Origin of the sequence: Streptomyces sp. NPDC058796, assembly GCF_042745235.1 — a bacterium.
Classification (GTDB): Bacteria; Actinomycetota; Actinomycetes; order Streptomycetales; family Streptomycetaceae; genus Streptomyces.
Map to the genome: position 1 here is coordinate 17,672 of NZ_JBHYOP010000023.1, position 16,147 is coordinate 33,818.

General features: G+C 71.4%; 16 protein-coding genes and 1 pseudogene. 12 read left to right on the forward strand and 5 right to left on the reverse strand.

Features of this window, described 5'->3' with window-relative positions:
* Positions 1-5: 5 nt before the first annotated feature.
* On the reverse strand, positions 6-2,270 hold the full coding sequence (glgX, locus tag ACFW47_RS34055; protein WP_386308159.1) for a glycogen debranching protein GlgX: 2,265 nt from the start codon (positions 2,268-2,270) through the stop codon (positions 6-8).
* Between the two features lie 177 nt (positions 2,271-2,447).
* Between glgX and ACFW47_RS34060 the strand changes: the two genes are divergently transcribed.
* From ACFW47_RS34060 to ACFW47_RS34080, 5 genes are all read left to right on the forward strand, one after another.
* Positions 2,448-3,689: an Ig-like domain-containing protein gene (locus ACFW47_RS34060; protein ID WP_386288910.1), complete on the forward strand. Its 1,242-nt coding sequence runs from the start codon at positions 2,448-2,450 to the stop codon at positions 3,687-3,689.
* A gap of 153 nt (positions 3,690-3,842) precedes the next feature.
* On the forward strand, positions 3,843-5,099 hold the full coding sequence (locus tag ACFW47_RS34065) for an Ig-like domain-containing protein (protein WP_386288912.1): 1,257 nt from the start codon (positions 3,843-3,845) through the stop codon (positions 5,097-5,099).
* A 90-nt stretch (positions 5,100-5,189) separates the two neighbouring features.
* On the forward strand, positions 5,190-5,957 hold the full coding sequence (locus tag ACFW47_RS34070; RefSeq protein ID WP_386288914.1) for an enoyl-CoA hydratase/isomerase family protein: 768 nt from the start codon (positions 5,190-5,192) through the stop codon (positions 5,955-5,957).
* Positions 5,958-6,256: 299 nt separating this feature from the next.
* Positions 6,257-6,760, forward strand: a complete 504-nt coding sequence (locus ACFW47_RS34075; protein WP_386288916.1) for an ATP-binding protein — start codon at positions 6,257-6,259, stop codon at positions 6,758-6,760.
* Between the two features lie 98 nt (positions 6,761-6,858).
* A complete protein-coding gene (locus ACFW47_RS34080) occupies positions 6,859-7,473 on the forward strand; it encodes an ADP-ribosyltransferase (RefSeq protein ID WP_386288917.1) in 615 nt (204 codons plus the stop codon).
* A gap of 16 nt (positions 7,474-7,489) precedes the next feature.
* On the opposite strand, the gene ACFW47_RS34085 is transcribed toward ACFW47_RS34080, so the two are convergent.
* Positions 7,490-8,128, reverse strand: coding sequence for a GNAT family N-acetyltransferase (locus ACFW47_RS34085; protein ID WP_386308160.1), 639 nt, complete (start codon positions 8,126-8,128; stop codon positions 7,490-7,492).
* Positions 8,129-8,176: 48 nt separating this feature from the next.
* Between ACFW47_RS34085 and ACFW47_RS34090 the strand changes: the two genes are divergently transcribed.
* The 3 genes and pseudogenes from ACFW47_RS34090 to ACFW47_RS34100 all read left to right on the forward strand — a co-directional run.
* Complete coding sequence (locus tag ACFW47_RS34090) at positions 8,177-9,091, forward strand: MerR family transcriptional regulator (protein ID WP_386308161.1); 915 nt, start codon at positions 8,177-8,179, stop codon at positions 9,089-9,091.
* Positions 9,092-9,151: 60 nt separating this feature from the next.
* Complete coding sequence (locus tag ACFW47_RS34095; RefSeq protein WP_043379704.1) at positions 9,152-9,364, forward strand: EF-hand domain-containing protein; 213 nt, start codon at positions 9,152-9,154, stop codon at positions 9,362-9,364.
* Positions 9,365-9,515: 151 nt separating this feature from the next.
* Positions 9,516-10,187 (forward strand): annotated as a pseudogene (locus tag ACFW47_RS34100) (NADPH-dependent F420 reductase); the annotation flags it as partial.
* Positions 10,188-10,206: 19 nt separating this feature from the next.
* Here the strand turns inward: ACFW47_RS34100 and ACFW47_RS34105 are convergent.
* Positions 10,207-10,764, reverse strand: coding sequence for a glycoside hydrolase family 25 protein (locus ACFW47_RS34105; protein WP_386288921.1), 558 nt, complete (start codon positions 10,762-10,764; stop codon positions 10,207-10,209).
* 129 nt (positions 10,765-10,893) lie between these two features.
* Positions 10,894-12,309, reverse strand: coding sequence for an MFS transporter (locus ACFW47_RS34110; RefSeq protein ID WP_386288923.1), 1,416 nt, complete (start codon positions 12,307-12,309; stop codon positions 10,894-10,896).
* Between the two features lie 162 nt (positions 12,310-12,471).
* On the opposite strand from ACFW47_RS34110, the gene ACFW47_RS34115 reads away from it, so the two are divergent.
* From ACFW47_RS34115 to ACFW47_RS34130, 4 genes are all read left to right on the forward strand, one after another.
* Positions 12,472-13,500: a helix-turn-helix domain-containing protein gene (locus ACFW47_RS34115; protein ID WP_386288925.1), complete on the forward strand. Its 1,029-nt coding sequence runs from the start codon at positions 12,472-12,474 to the stop codon at positions 13,498-13,500.
* A 249-nt stretch (positions 13,501-13,749) separates the two neighbouring features.
* Positions 13,750-14,592, forward strand: a complete 843-nt coding sequence (locus ACFW47_RS34120) for a peptidoglycan-binding protein (RefSeq protein WP_386308162.1) — start codon at positions 13,750-13,752, stop codon at positions 14,590-14,592.
* Complete coding sequence (locus ACFW47_RS34125) at positions 14,589-15,389, forward strand: DUF2690 domain-containing protein (protein WP_386288929.1); 801 nt, start codon at positions 14,589-14,591, stop codon at positions 15,387-15,389. Before ACFW47_RS34120 ends, ACFW47_RS34125 begins: the two co-directional genes overlap by 4 nt.
* Before the next feature lie 219 nt (positions 15,390-15,608).
* Positions 15,609-15,923: a hypothetical protein gene (locus ACFW47_RS34130; protein ID WP_386288931.1), complete on the forward strand. Its 315-nt coding sequence runs from the start codon at positions 15,609-15,611 to the stop codon at positions 15,921-15,923.
* 69 nt (positions 15,924-15,992) lie between these two features.
* Here the strand turns inward: ACFW47_RS34130 and ACFW47_RS34135 are convergent.
* Positions 15,993-16,147, reverse strand: a 155-nt coding sequence (locus ACFW47_RS34135; protein WP_386288935.1) for an L-serine ammonia-lyase, iron-sulfur-dependent, subunit alpha, incomplete at its 5' end; no start/stop codon positions are given.

Here is a 16,147-nt window from a genome sequence, read left to right on the forward strand (position 1 = left end):
CGCCCTCAGCCCACCCTCAGCAGCAGCACCGACCGCGCCGGCACCGTGATCTCCGCCCCCGCGGCGTGCGTCCCGCCCGGCTCCTCCGCCTGCGCCTCCCCGCTGGTGTCCACGACCACCTCGTACCGCTCCGCCCACGGCGCGGCCGGCAGGACGAAGGACGCGGGACGCTCCCCGGCGTGCAGGACGGCCAGGAAGCTGTCGTCGGCGAACGGCGCGCCCCGCTCGTCGCGGCCCGGGATGTCCCGCCCGGAGAGGTACATGCCGAGGGTGGCGGCGGGCGCGTACCAGTCCTGCTCCGTCATCTCGGTGCCCCGCGTGGTGAACCAGGCCAGATCGCGCAGGCCGTCCGCGGAGTGTGCCCGGCCGGAGAAGAAGGCCCGTCGGCGCAGCACCGGGTGCTCGTGGCGCAGCGCGATCAGCCGGGAGGTCAGCTCGAACAGGGGCCGCCACTCCGGGTCGTCCAGCAGGCTCCAGTCCAGCCAGCTGGTCTCGTTGTCCTGGCAGTAGGCGTTGTTGCTGCCGCCCTGGGTGCGGCCGAACTCGTCGCCGGCGACCAGCATCGGCACCCCGGTCGACAGCAGGAGCGTGGTCAGCAGGTTGCGCAGCTGGCGCCGCCGCAGTGCCCGTACCTCCGCGTCGTCGGTCTCGCCCTCCGCGCCGCAGTTCCAGGAGCGGTTGTCGTCCGTGCCGTCCCGGTTGCCCTCGCCGTTGGCCTCGTTGTGTTTGCGCTCGTAGGACACCAGGTCGCGCAGGGTGAAGCCGTCGTGCGCGGTGACGAAGTTGACCGAGGCGTACGGGCGCCGCCCGCCCCACGCGTACAGGTCGCTGGAGCCCGACAGGCGGTAGCCCATCTCCCGGACGTCCGGCAGCGCGTGCCGCCAGAAGTCCCGCACGGCATTGCGGTAGCGGTCGTTCCACTCCGTCCACAGGGGTGGGAAGGCGCCCACCTGGTAGCCGCCCGAGCCCACGTCCCACGGCTCGGCGATCAGCTTCACCCGCCGCAGCACCGGGTCCTGGGCGATCACGGCGAGGAACGGGGAGAGCATGTCGACGTCGTGCATCGAGCGGGCCAGTGCCGCCGCCAGGTCGAAGCGGAAGCCGTCCACGCCCATCTCCGTCACCCAGTACCGCAGCGAGTCGGTGATCAGGCGCAGCACGTGCGGCTGGACGACGTGCAGGGTGTTGCCGCAGCCGGTGTAGTCGGCGTAGCGGCGCGCTTCCGGCTGGAGGCGGTAGTAGCCGCGGTTGTCGATGCCCTTGAGGGAGAGTGTCGGTCCGAGCTCGCCCGCCTCAGCCGTGTGGTTGTAGACCACGTCGAGGATGACCTCGATGCCCGCCGCGTGCAGCGCGCGCACCATCCGCTTGAACTCGCCGACCTGCTCACCGGTGGTGCCGGAGGCGGCGTAGGAGGCGTGCGGGGCGAAGTAGCCGATGGAGTTGTAGCCCCAGTAGTTCCGCAGGCCGCGCTCCAGCAGATGGCTCTCGTGCGCGAACTGGTGCACCGGCAGCAGCTCCACCGCCGTCACGCCCAGCCGCGTCAGGTGCCCGATCGCCGCCGGGTGCGCGAGGCCCGCGTACGTGCCGCGCAGCTCGGGCGGGATGTCCGGGTGGAGCTTGGTGAAGCCCTTGACGTGCAGCTCGTAGATGACCGAGTCCGCCCACGGGGTCTTGGGCCGGCGGTCGTCCGCCCAGTCGTCGTCGTCATGGACGACCACGCCCTTCGGGACGTACGGCGCCGAGTCCCGGTCGTCGCGGACGGTGTCCGCCACGTGCTGCTCGGGCCAGTCCCGGACGTGGCCGTACACCTCGGCGGGCAGGGAGAAGTCACCGTCCACCGCACGTGCGTACGGGTCGAGCAGCAGCTTCGCCGGGTTCCAGCGGGCGCCGGTCCACGGGTCCCAGCGGCCGTGCACCCGGTAGCCGTAGCGCTGCCCGGGCCGCACACCGGGCACGAAGCCGTGCCAGATCTCGTGGGTCAGCTCGGTCAGCCGCACCCGGCTCTCCGTGCCGTCGGGGCCCCGCTCGTCGAAGAGGCAGAGCTCCACCGTCTCCGCCCCGCCCGCCCACAGCGCGAAGTTCGTCCCCGCCACCCCGTCCGGGCCGGTCCGGAACCGGGCGCCCAGCGGCACCGGTGTCCCCGGCCAGGCCGGCACGGCGGGCGGCGGCGCGGCACGCCGTGAGCCGTTGACCACGACGGCGGGACGCGCGGGCCCGTCCTCGGCGGCCTGTTTCCCGGCCACCGCCTCCTGCTCGGCTGCGCTCGACACCTGTCAGCCTCCTGCGGCTCGTGGAACGACGTGCCTCGGACGGGAAGAGCGGAAGACGGAAAAGGGCGTGCGGTGTCCCGACCGCCGCACCCCGTCGCGTCGTCCTCCCCACAGTTCTGCCCACCGCATGGCTCGCACTCACGTTTCCCCAGGGCGGACCGGTCGTTACGGGTGGATGTGAGGCACGTACATGGGCGCGCACGGCGCGCGGCGACCGCTCTGGCCGCCGTACTGACATGGGCAGGACTGCTGGCCGGGGCCGCCGGATGCACCTCCGACGGCGGCGGCGTCGGCTCGGGCATCGGCGAGATGCTCGGCAAACCACCCGCGGCGGAGGACGTCATCCGCGTCACCCCGGACGACGGCAGCAAGGGCGTCCGGCCCGAGGACGAGCAGCTGTCGGTGCGGGTGCCCGACGGCCGGCTGGAGTCGGTGAAGGTCGTCAAGTCGCAGGACGCGCAGGAGACGGAGGTGCCCGGCCGGATCTCCGAGGACGGACTGCGCTGGGAACCCGACGACGAGCGGCTGGCCCTGGCCGCCCGGTACACCGTCGACGCGGTCGCCCTGGACGGCCACGGCCGCCGCTCCGCCCGGCACACCACTTTCACCACCTACGTCCCCGACGAGCGCTTCATCGCCTACGTGGCCCCCGAGAACCGCTCCGTCGTCGGCACCGGCATGATCGTCTCGCTGCAGTTCAGCGACGAGATCACCGACCGTGCCGCCGTCGAACGCGCCGTCGAGGTGACCGCGAAGCCCTCCGTCGAGGTCCGCCCCCACTGGTTCGGCAAGGACCGGCTCGACCTCCGCCCCGAGAAGTACTGGAAGCCCGGCACCGAGGTCACCGTCGACCTCGACCTGCGCGACGTCGAGGGCGCGCCGGGCATCTACGGGCTCCAGCACAAGACCTTCTCCTTCACCGTCGGCCGCAGCCAGGTCTCCCTGGTCGACGCGGCGAAGCGGACCATGGAGGTCCGCCGGGACGGCACCCTGCTGACCACCGTGCCGATCACCGCGGGAGCCCCGGCGACCCCCACGTACAACGGCAAGATGGTCATCACCGAGATGCTCGACGTGACCCGCATGAACAGCCGCACGGTCGGCTTCGGCGGCGAGTACGACATCCCCGACGTCCCGCACGCCATCCGCCTGACCAGTTCCGGCACCTTCCTGCACGGCAACTACTGGGCGCCCGCCGACACCTTCGGCCGGGCCAACGTGAGCCACGGCTGCGTCGGACTGCGCGACGTCAAGGGCGGCGGGTCCGACACCCCGGCGGGCTGGTTCTTCGACCGCAGCCTCATCGGCGACGTCGTCGAGGTGGTCAACAGCAAGGACAAGACGGTCGCCCCCGACAACGGCCTCGGCGGCTGGAACATGAACTGGAAGAAGTGGAAGGCGGGCAGCGCGGTGAACTGACGTCGGCGCGCCTCCGCCGGGGTGGCCGCCAACTCGGTACGGAACGGTGACATTTCCCCTGTCCCCTGAGCCGCTGGCCTGCGGTTACGATGCGCCCGTGCGCGTCGGCGCACTGGGGCGCGGGCCGGATCGGGCCCGGCGAGGGGAGACAAGTTGAACGTGCGTCCGATATCGGGGGCGTCGCCGGCGGGTGCCCGGGGGCGGGGCGGCAGGGGACGCGGCAGGGCACTGCCGGCGCTGGCACTGGGCGTGCTGCTGACACTCACCGCCTGCGGCGGGTCCGGCTCCGGCGCCGGGGCGGGTGGCGACGGCAAGGGCGCCGAGGACTCCACTGCGGCACAGAGCAAGCAGTCCGAGGCGGTCGTCAGCATCACGCCCGAGGACGGGGCCGGGGCCGTCGACACCAGCGGCGCCCTGAAGATAGGCGCCACCCGGGGCAAGCTCACCGAGGTCGTCGTCAAGGACGCCGAGGGCGCGAAGGTCGACGGCGAGATATCCGGGGACGGCGCCACCTGGACGCCGTCCACCCACCTGGCCGCCTCCACCACGTACACCGTGCACGCGGTCGCCAAGGACTCCGAGGGCCGCACGGCCGCCGAGGACTCCCGCTTCACCACCCTGACGCCGAAGAACACCTTCATCGGCCACTTCACCCCCGAGGACGGCTCGAAGGTCGGCGTCGGCATGCCGTTCTCGATCCGCTTCACCCGGGGCATCACCAACCCCGAGGACGTCGAGAAGGCCATCCGCATCAAGACCGAGCCGGCCGTCGAGGTCGAGGGCCACTGGTTCGGCAACGACCGCCTCGACTTCCGCCCGGAGAAGTACTGGAAGGCCGGCACCAAGGTCACCGTCGACCTCAACCTCGACGGCGTCGAGGGCCGCGACGGCGTCTACGGCGAGCAGGCCAAGACCGTCTCCTTCACCGTCGGCCGCAGCCAGGTCTCCGTGGTCGACGCCAAGAAGCTCACCATGGAGGTCGTGCGGGACGGCAAGACGATCAAGACCATCCCGGTCACGACCGGCGCGCCCGGCTACGAGACCTGGAACGGCCAGATGGTCATCACCGAGCGGCTCCCCGTGACCCGCATGAACGGCGAGACCGTCGGCTACGGCGGCGAGTACGACATCAAGGACGTCCCGCACGCCATGCGCCTGTCCACCTCCGGCACCTTCATCCACGGCAACTACTGGGGCGGCGACGCCTTCGGCAACCGCAACTCCAGCCACGGCTGCATCGGCCTGCGCGACGTGCGCGGCGGCTGGGACAAGAAGGCGCCGGGCTCCTGGTTCTTCGAGAACTCGATGATCGGCGACGTGGTCGTGGTGAAGAACAGCAACGACGCGACCATCGCCCCGGACAACGGCCTCAACGGCTGGAACATGTCCTGGGAGAAGTGGAAGGCGTAGCCTCCGCCCCGTACGGCCCCGGTGTCCGCGATCCTCGATGTGAGGTACGGCACCGGGGCCGCTGTCGTTAGTCGCCGTTAACCTGCTGGCATGACCGTAGAACTGGAAGTCGCGGACGGCGTCGGCACGCTGCGCCTCAACCGCCCGCCCATGAACGCGCTGGACGTCGCCACCCAGGACCGGCTCAAGGAGCTGGCCGAGGAGGTCACCCGCCGCGACGACGTGCGCGCCGTCGTCCTCCACGGCGGCGAGAAGGTGTTCGCCGCGGGCGCGGACATCAAGGAGATGCAGGTGATGGACCACGCGGCGATGATCGCGCGCTCCCGGGCCCTGCAGGACTCCTTCACGGCCGTGGCCCGCATCCCCAAGCCGGTGGTCGCGGCGGTCACCGGCTACGCCCTCGGCGGCGGCTGCGAGCTCGCGCTCTGCGCCGACTTCCGCATCGCCGGTGAGAACGCCAAGCTCGGCCAGCCCGAGATCCTGCTCGGCCTGATCCCCGGGGCGGGCGGCACCCAGCGGCTGTCCCGGCTGATCGGCCCCTCCAAGGCCAAGGACCTCATCTTCACCGGCCGCCAGGTGAAGGCCGACGAGGCACTGGCGCTCGGCCTGGTGGACCGCGTCGTACCGGCCGCCGAGGTCTACGAGCAGGCGCACGCCTGGGCCGCCCGCCTGGCCAAGGGCCCCGCCATCGCGCTGCGCGCGGCGAAGGAGGCGATCGACACCGGGCTGGAGACGGACATCGAGACCGGTCTCGCCGTCGAGCGGAACTGGTTCGCGGGCCTGTTCGCGACCGAGGACCGCGAACGCGGCATGCGCAGCTTCGTGGAAGAGGGACCGGGAAAGGCGAAGTTCCTCTGACGGACGCTCGCGCATCGTCTGCCGGAAGTTCGGCCGGTCCACTTGCAATTGACGCGGTGTCTGATCCGGGTCCCTCGATGGGGCGGTTTATGGGAGCCTTAACGCACCATTAAGCGCGTCTTGTCGAGGGAGTCCGTCGCTTGTCCCGGGCCGAGCCGTCCGTGCAGGTCAGTGGGGCTGTTCGCAGCCCCGAACTGCCTGCGGCATATGCCGATCGACCATCGTCGGACCAGGCCTCGGCGGGGGTGTATTCCCCGGGAACGGCCCCGGAGTCCCCCGAGGGCGGCCATGATGGGGGCATGGCGGGGCTGGAGGATACGGAACAGCCGCGGGGAGCCGGACGTGCGACCGCGGCGCGCTGGTCGCCGGCGGTCGAGGACGAACACGCGCTCAAGGCACTGGAGTTGTTCGGCAATCCCACGGAGCGTGAAGTTCCGTTACCGTCCCGCCCCGAGTCCGCCGCCACCGCCCGCCGGCTGGCCCAGGTCATCGCCCTGCGTCAGTGGCAGCTCGGCCCCCGCGTCACGGAGGACACCGTCCTGCTCGTCTCCGAGCTGGTGGGCAACGCCGTGCGGCACACCGGCGCCCGCGTCTTCGGCCTTCACATGCGCCGCCGTCCCGGCTGGATCCGTATCGAGGTCCGCGACCCCTCCCGGGGGCTGCCCTGCCTGATGCCGGTGCAGGACACGGACGTCAGCGGACGCGGCCTTTTCCTCGTCGACAAGCTGTCCGACCGCTGGGGCGTCGATCTGCTGCCGCGCGGCAAGACGACCTGGTTCGAGCTGCGGGTGGTGGACCGGTGAGAGCCCATCTTCCGCCGAGGAAAAGGCGGTTCGGCGGACACGCCACCTAAGGGTGAAGATCCGGAGCCTGCCGCTCCGCACCCGGGATCGTAAGCCCCATGTTCACCACTCGCCTGCGCCGCAGGGGCGCCGCCGCCGTCCTGTCCCTCTCCGCCGTCCTCGCCACCACGGCCGCCACGGCTCCCGGGACGACGGCCGCACCGACGGCACCCGCCGCGAAGGCCGCCCCCGCCTGCCCCCAGTTCGACGACAAGCTCAAGGCCGCCGCCGACCCCGACGTGGACCTCGACCGCATCACGCCCGAGCCGGTCTGGCGCACCACCTGCGGCACCCTCTACCGCAGCGACAGCCGCGGCCCGCAGGTCGTCTTCGAGGAGGGCTTCCACGCCAAGGACGTCACCAACGGCCAGTACGACGTCGAGAAGTACGTCCTCGTCAACCAGCCCTCGCCGTACGTCTCGACCACCTACGACCACGACCTCTACAAGACCTGGTACAAGTCCGGCTACAACTACTACATCGACGCCCCCGGCGGCATCGACGTCAACAAGACCATCGGTGACACCCACAAGTGGGCCGACCAGGTCGAGGTCGCCTTCCCCGGCGGCGTCAAGCGGCAGTACATCATCGGCGTCTGCCCGGTCGACCGGCAGACGAAGACCGAGATCATGAGCGAGTGCGAGAGCAACCCGCACTACAAGCCCTGGCACTGACCCGGCGCCGAGCACCTCAGGGGCGGAGGAACAGCGCCTCCGACCCCACCGGCCGGTACCCCGCCGCCTGGAACGCCCGCAGACCGCGGGCGTTCCCCGCCGCGACCTGCGCCCACACCGGCTCACCTCCGGCCAGCTGCCGCGCCGCCGTCACCAGGCGCCGGCCCAGCCCCCGGTGCCGCGCCCCCTCCGCCACCTCCACCGCGGCCTCCAGCCGCCCGGCGACCCCACGGCCCAGCACCAGCACCCCGCCGTCCGCAGCCCACACCCGCACCCCGTCGCGCCGCCCGCCCGCCGAGACCACCCGGGGATGTCCGGGGTCGGCGACCTCCTCCAGCGCCACCTCCGGCCCGCCCGGCAGCGGAGCCCCGGTCAGCAGCACGTCGACCGTGTCGGTGACCCGCCCGGCCCGCTCCCCGAACGCGCTCAGGAACCGGGGATTCATGGCCGCGGCGAGGGGATCGCACCGCAGCGCCTCCAGCGTCCCGCGCACCCACCCCTCCGCCTCGTCCGTGAAGACGACCGAGTGCGCCGTGAACGCGATCACTCCCGCGTCCCGGTCACCGTGCTGCGGCACCACGGTGATCCCGCCGTCCGCCACCGGGAAGGCGCCCCGCCCCGCCGCCTCCAGAATGTCCCGCAGGCTCTCCGCCACACCGCGCTCCTTGAGTCTCCACCCACTGGAAGGCCCACACTCACACACGTGAACGACGACGGCACCGCACTGATGACCATCGGCGAGCTGGCCCGCGCCACCGGACTGACGGTGCGCACCATCCGCTACTGGTCGGACGAGGGCGCCCTGCCCCCGGTGACCCGCTCCACGGGCGGCTACCGGCTCTACGACGCCGCGTCCGTCGCCCGTCTGGAGCTGATCCGCACCCTGCGTGAACTCGGCCTCGGCCTGGAGGCCGTACGCCGTGTGCTGGCCGGCGAGGAGACGGTCGCGCAGGTGGCGGCGGCCCACGTGAGCGCGCTGGACGCGCAGATCAGGTCGCTGCGGGTGACCCGCGCGGTGCTGTCGACCGTGGCGAGACGCGGCTCGACCGCAGAGGAGACGACCCTGATGAACAAGCTGGCGCGACTGTCCGCCGCCGAGCGGCGGCGCATCATCGACGACTTCATGGCGGAGGTCTTCGAGGGCATCGACACCGCCGACCCCGACATCCGCACCCGTCTGCGCTTCGCCGCGGCGGACCTGCCCGACGATCCCACCCCCGAGCAGGTGGACGCCTGGGTGGAACTGGCCGAGCTGATCCAGGACCCGGAGTTCCGGGCGACGATGCGCCGGATGATCGAGTCCAACGCGGCGGACCGGGGAGCGGACGTGCCCACCAGTTCCTCCCTGTGGTTCGTCAGTCGTCTGGTCCGGCTCGCGGGCGACGCGCTGCGGGAGGGCGTCGCGCCCGACTCGCCGCGGGCCGCCGGCATCCTGCGCGCGCTCATCGGCGACGCCGACCCGGCCGTCGTACGGGAGCGCCTCACCTCGGTGACGACCCCCCGCCTCGCGCGCTACCGGGAGCTGTCGGCGATCGTGAACGGCGTGGAGCCACCGTCCGCCTACGAGGAGCAGTTCGGGTGGGTGGTCGCCGCACTGGGCGCTCGCACGGGCGGCTAATCTGACCTGCGTCAGACGCGTCCACAGGACGAGCAGAGCACGGAAAAGAGGGGCGGACCGGTGGCGGACATCGAGGAAGCACGCAAGCAGTTCGAGCGGATCGACACGGACGGTGACGGCTTCATCACCGCGGCCGAGTTCAAGACCGCGCTGGCCCAGGGCGGCGACTGGAACGTCACCGAGTCGGTGGCCGAGGCGATCATCGCCGGCCGCGACCTGGACGGCGACAAGGTGCTGTCGTTCGACGAGTTCTGGGCGCACCTGAACAAGTAGCGACGCCGCGAGGGGCGCCCGACCGGTCACCGGGCGGGCGCCCCCGGTATGTCCGGCCGCGGTGGAATAGCCCGTCCCGTCCAGGGGTTGCTGCTGATCACCGGCGCGTGCCGCCGGGTCCGCAGGACACGACCCCCGAAAGGCAAGGCGAGTCGGCATCATGAAGATCGGCATCATCGGCGCGGGCAACATCGGCGGCAACCTCACCCGGCGGCTGACAGCGCTCGGGCACGACGTCTCCGTCGCCAACTCCCGCGGACCGCACGCGCTCACCGCGCTGGCCGAGGAGACCGGCGCGACCCCGGTGCGGGCCGAGGAGGCGGCCCGGGGCGCCGGGGTCGTGGTCGTCACGGTCCCGCTGAAGGCGGTCCCCGGCCTGCCCTCCGGCATCCTCGAAGGCGCCGCCGACGGCGTGGCGGTCATCGACACCAACAACTACTACCCGCAGCAGCGCGACGGGCGCATCGCCGCCATCGAGGACGAGGGCCGCACCGAGAGCCGGTGGGTCGAGGAGCACCTCGGCCACCCCGTGATCAAGGCGTTCAACGGCACGTACGCCCAGGACATCCTGGACCGCCCGCGCCCGGCCGGCCACCCCGACCGCATGGCGCTGCCGGTCGCCGGTGACGACGAGGCGGCCAAGGCCAAGGTCCGGGCCCTCATCGACGAACTGGGCTTCGACACCGTCGACGCCGGCGGCATCGACGAGTCCTGGCGCCAGCAGCCCGACACCCCGGTCTACGGCCTGCGCGCGGGCGTCGAGGGCGTCACCAAGGCCCTGGCGGAGGCGTTGCCGGAGCGTCCGGCGGCGTTCAGGGGCTAGGCAGGAGCCCGGGGGGGGGCTAAGCCCCCTGGGCCCACTCCTTCAGCGCGGCCTTGCTGCCGAAGTCCGCCACGTTCGTGTCGACCGGGTCGTCGGTGTACTGGTGGAAGCGCCACTTGGCCTGGATGCGGGGCTTGCCGGCCGACACGTAGTCGGCGATCCAGAGGCCGTCACCGGCGTACGAGGTCGTGTCGACGTTCAGCCAGAAGTTCCGGTTGCAGTAGAGAATGACCCGATTGCCGGGCCGCAGCTCTCTCACCTTCCGGATGAACCGGTCCTTCTCCGAGTTGCTCGCGTGGGTGCCCTCGCCCGTCGTCTCCCAGTCGACGGCGAGGATGTCGCCCTTCCTCTCGGGCGCCTTGGAGACGAAGTACTCGGCCTGCGCGGTCAGGTTGCCGGGCCACAGGAAGTGGTAGAAGCCGACGACGAGCCCGGCGTCGCGGCCGCGTTCGGTCTGTGCCGCGAGTTTGGGGTTGACGTACGAACGGCCCTCCGTCGCCTTGATGAAGACGAAGGAGAGGCCGTCCGTGTCGTAGCTGGAGGACTGGTAGGAGCTGACGTCGATGCCGCGCAGCATGCGGACTCCCTCGGATGCCGGTGGGGCTGAAGTGCCTTCGGGGCGGAGGTTGTTGTTATGCCCGGGGGCGGCGGCCGTACGCCGGGCGCGTGGGCGCTCGGCGTACGGCGGTGGTGAACGCCGGTCGGATCAGGGGGCGGAGGTGGTGACCGGGGCCGCCGGGGCGTCCTCGGCGGCCGGTGCGGCCTCGCCCTCGTCCAGGGAGACGTCCTTGGTCTCCTTGCCGAGCAGCAGCGCGACCAGCGTCAGCACCGCCATCGCGGAGAGGTAGACGCCGACCAGCCACGGCGAGCCGTCCCCGGCCTCCCACAGCGCCACCGCGATGAACGGGGCGACGGCCGCGCCGAGGATCGAGCTGACGTTGTACGAGATGCCGGAACCGGTGTAGCGCACACTGGTCGGGAACAGCTCGGGCAGCAGCGCGCCCATCGGGCCGAACGTCATGCCCATCAGCGTGAAGCCGAGCACCAGCCACAGCACCACGCCGAGCGTGCCGAGGCCGATCAGCGGCACCCAGACCAGGCCGAAGACCACGATCGCGGCGGTGATCCAGATCAGGGTGGTACGCCGCCCGTACTTGTCCGCGAGCGGGCCGGAGACCAGCGTGAAGACGGCGAAGAACAGCACGCCGAAGATCATCATCAGGACGAAGGCGGTGTAGCTGTAGCCGAGCCCGGGCACGTCGGCGTCCTCGGCGGTGCGGCCGTAGCTCAGCGAGAACGTGGTCATCAGATAGAAGAGCACGTACGTCGCCAGCATGATGAAGGTGCCGAGGATCAGCTGCTTCCAGTGGCCCTGGACCACGGTGGCCAGCGGCAGCTTGCGCACCTTCCCGGTCTCCTGGGTCTTGGTGAACACCGCCGACTCCACCAGCCGCGAGCGCACCCACAGGCCGATCGCGACCATCACCGCGGAGAACAGGAACGGGATGCGCCAGCCCCAGCTGGTGAAGGCCTCGGACGGCTGGGTGGGGTCGGCGCCGGCCGCGGACGGCAGCAGCGCGCCGATGATCAGGAACAGGCCGTTGCCGATGATGAAGCCGAGCGGGGCGCCGAGCTGCGGGAAGGTTCCGTACAGGGCGCGTTTGCCGCTGGGGGCGTTCTCGGTCGCGACCAGCGCCGCGCCGCTCCACTCGCCGCCGAGGGCGAAGCCCTGCGCGAGGCGCATCAGCACCAGCAGCCCGGTGGCGGCCCATCCGGCCTGCGCGTAGGTGGGCAGTACGCCGATGAGGAAGGTGGCGATGCCCATGGTGAGGAGGGAGACCACCAGCGTCTTCTTGCGGCCGAGCCGGTCACCGAGGTGTCCGAAGAAGACGGCGCCGATCGGCCGGGCCACCATCGCGGCGCCGAAGACCGCGAAGGACGACAGCAGGGCCGTGGTCGGGTCGCTGTTCGGGAAGAACAGCTCGGGGAAGACCAGTACGGCGGCGGTCGCGTAGATGTAGAAGTCGTAGAACTCGATCGTCGTGCCGATGAGGCTGGCGATGAGGACCCGCGACCGGGGATTGACGGGGGACTGGGCTGAACCGGGTGCTGGTGCGGGCATTGCTGTGGTCTTTCACGTGCGAAACATGGGTGTCGCAACGATCTCAGCCGTCTTGTTTTTCGGAAAGCGGGTGTCACCATGTGAGACACCCTGCGGGCCGTGCCCGTCCGGCGCCTTGGGTATGCTCACCCGAACTCGGGCGTACGAGGGGGAGGGCGGCCAGTGCTGACCGAGTCGGTGTTCCGGACCGATGGCCTTTCGCGGAGCGACCGGTTCGACTTCTGGCGGGAATGCTTCGCGCGCACCATGGCGCCCTCGGAGATCACCAGCCCGCGCGCCGACGATTTCTGGGCCCGCCAGCGGGTGCTGCACCTCGAGGACGCGTGGCTGTGGCCCGTGAGTGTCTGCGCGTCACGGTACCGGCGCACCCCCAGGCTGATCCGGCAGTCCGATCCCGAGCTGCTCCACATGACGTTGATCCTTCCCGGCAGCGGATCGGTCCACGTCGACCGCGGCGGCCACCGCAGTGTCAACGACCCGTACGACATCTACTTCCTCGACACCTCCCGCCCCTACGACGTCCGCCCGGACGCCGAGCGGCCACTGGTGGGCGTAGGCGTCGAGATCCCCAGATCCCGGCTCCACCTGCGCGGCACCGGGGCGCTGGACGGCATGCTCGGCCGACGGCTGTCCGGCCGGCGGGGTTTCGGCGCGCTGCTGACGCGCTTCATCAGCCACGTGTCCGACGAGCCGGACGCCTATCAGCCGTCCGACGCGCCGCGACTCGACAGTGTGCTGCTCGATCTGGTGGCCGGGTTGATCTCCCACGAGCTGGACGCCGAAGCGGCCCTTGAGCCGGAGACCCGCACCCGAAATCTCGTCCTGACCATCCGGTCCTTCATCTCGCACAACTTCCACGATCCCCGGCTCACTCCGCAGGCCGTCGCCGCGGCACACCACATCTCCAGCCGGCACCTGCACCGTCTGTTCCAGCAGGAGGGCGTCACCGTGGCCGCCCTGATCCGCCACCGGCGCCTCGACAAGGCCCGCCGGGACCTCGCCGACCCCGCCCTGCTCGGCACGCCGGTCCAGACGATCGCGGCCCGCTGTGGTTTCACCACGCCGGCGCACTTCAGCCGCGCCTTCCGGGCCGCCTACGGCGTCTCCCCCAGCGAGTACCGGAAAGCCGGGCTCAGCACGGACTCCGGTACGGCGCGTCGGAGACGTACGTGTGCCGCTCCCGCGCGGTGACGTCGCGCCCCGTCCTTGACGATCAGCGACACCCTCTTGACGATGCGCGCCGGAGTGGGCTCCTGCTCGGCACCCGTGGTGCGCGGCGAGACCGCGAGACGGCGGGTACGTGGGCGAGCAGAGTGCCGAACCCGGGATGTCCCAGCCTCTGACCAGCAGGGACCTCCATCGAGTTGGGACTTCGCGGGACGGCTGGGACGGCGGTTGGCGATCTCACACGAGGATCGGCCGGCGATTACCATGCTTGCGGTGCGCCGTGACATGAAGGGGGCGGAGCCGCCGATGCCTCAGTGGAAGGAACTGCCGGACGCACTCGACGAGCCGGGGCGTCGGTTCGTGGCCGAGTTGCGCCGGCTCAAGAGCGGCAGCGGCCTCAGCCTCGCCGCCCTGGCGGACCGGACGAGCTGCAGCAAGTCCTCCTGGGAGCGGTACCTCAACGGCTCGTACCTGCCACCGGCCGTTGTCGTGGAGGAGTTGGCCCGGCTCGGCGGTGGGGACGTGGACCGGACGCTTGCTCTGCGGTCGCTGGCCGAGCACAGCTGGTCGGCGGGCGGCGAGGCGAGTGGCTCCGTCACGCCGGACGCCCTGGCGGAGCCGGGGGACGCCGAGTCCGTCGGGGCCGTGGACGCGGAGACCGTGGACGCGGACGCGGCTGCCTCGCCCCGGCGGCCGACGCGCCGTACCGCCCTCACCGCGGCCACGGTCGTCACGATGGGGATACTGGCCGCCGCCACGGTGTTTCTGGTCTCTCGCGGGACGAGCGGAGCCGTGCACGGCGACGACCGCCGCGGCGAGAAGGCCGCGTTCGTCTTCGAACCGGGCCGTACCCACGCCTGCGACATCCACCGCGAAGAGGGCTTGCTGCACGCCGGGCACAGTGACACGCGCGATGCCCTGCTCCAGCAGATCTCCACGAGTTGGCACGTGGTCGAGGCGCAGTGCCTCCTGCAGTACCGGGGCTACTCACCGGGCGTGGTCGACGGCGCTTACGGAGCGGAGACGGAGAAGGCGGTCAAGCGTTTCCAGCAGGCGGCCGGTCTCGTCACGGACGGGCACATGGGCCCCCACACCTGGGAAGCCCTGCGCCGGTGACGCGGCGGAGCGGACCGGAACACAGTCTCCTCGTCCTCGCACGGGAGTTGGCCGCGCTGCGCGCGCGGACGGGGCTGAGCCTGGACGCCCTCGCCCGGCGCACCACGGCGAGCAGGTCCTCCTGGCACCGATACCTCAACGGAACCCTGCTGCCTCCGCGTGCGCTGGTCCAGGAACTGTGCGCGCTGGCGGACGAGCCCGCCACCCGGCTGCTGGCCCTGTGGGACCTCGCGGCCGAGTCCGGAAGTCCCCGCCCGACAGCGCCCCCCGCGCCGTCCGAGCCCGGTCCGCAGGAGCCCTCGGCCTCCCGGGAAGGCGTCCGCTCACGGTTCCGCCGCCCCCTGCTGACGACCGCACTGGCCGGCGGCCTGGCACTGGCGGCCGTACTCACGGCGGTCAGCCTCCCGCGCGACTCCGGCTCCGCTCCCCGGCCCGAGCCCTTGCGCCCCGGCTGCACGGGGGCGGAGTGCACCGGTCGTTCCTCCCAGCCCCAGGCGTGTGCCATCGCGGGCTCCGGCACCCGCACGGTCGCCGAACGGCGCCCTGAACGGGGACCGTCCATGGACATCCGGTACAGCCCTTTCTGCGAGGCGAGTTGGGCGCGGATCTGGTTCGGACGCGTCGGCGACCGCGTCGAGATCAGCGCCCCGGGCCAGGGCACGCGCTGGACCGAGATCAAGGACAGATTCGACGCCGAGGGCTACCTCTCGACCCCCATGGTCGGCGGTGGCCCCGAGGGCCTGAAGGCCTGTCTGATCCTCGACGACACGGGCGAGCGCCACTGCCTCACGTCCTAGGGGCTCGACGACTTCGGCAGACCGGCGGAACGGTCCCGTCCCACCCTGTCCCTTCCCGTCCCACGCGTCCCCGTCCGGGCACCGTCACCGCAGGCCACAGGCTGGGACGTCCTCTCTTGCGAAGTGACGGCGGTGATCGCCCCGGGGCTGTGTCTTACTGGAGAAGCCGCAGGCCACGGGGGTACTGCGGATCTGCGCAACACACTGCATAGGAGCAGCATGAGGTCACGTAAGTCGTTGGTCGGCTCGCTGGTAGCCGCGACCGTTCTCAGCGCGGGCATGGGCGTCACCGCCGCCGCGCCCGCCCAGGCCGCGGGCAAGGCGAACCCGGTGCCCAGTTGCGTCAAGACCAGCACCTTCAACCAGGCCAGCGTCTACACCGTCCAGGTGAGGAACACCTGCAAGGGCGCGATGAAGGTCAAGGTGCAGATGAAGTACGGCACGGACCACCCCTGCACCAGGATCGCGAAGGGCAAGACCGTCCACTTCGACAGCAAGGGCATCAAGGTCTGGAAGGCGACCGTCCGCTGCTGACCGGACGTTCGCCGGCGCTCCGGCCGGGGCGCGCACCTCGCGGCGCCCGCCCCGGCCGAGGCGTCCCCGTCAGCACTCGATGATGTTGACCGCCAGCCCGCCGCGCGCCGTCTCCTTGTACTTCACCGACATGTCGGCGCCGGTGTCCTTCATGGTCTTGATGACCTTGTCCAGGGACACCTTGTGCGAGCCGTCGCCGCGCATCGCCATCCGGGCCGCCGTGA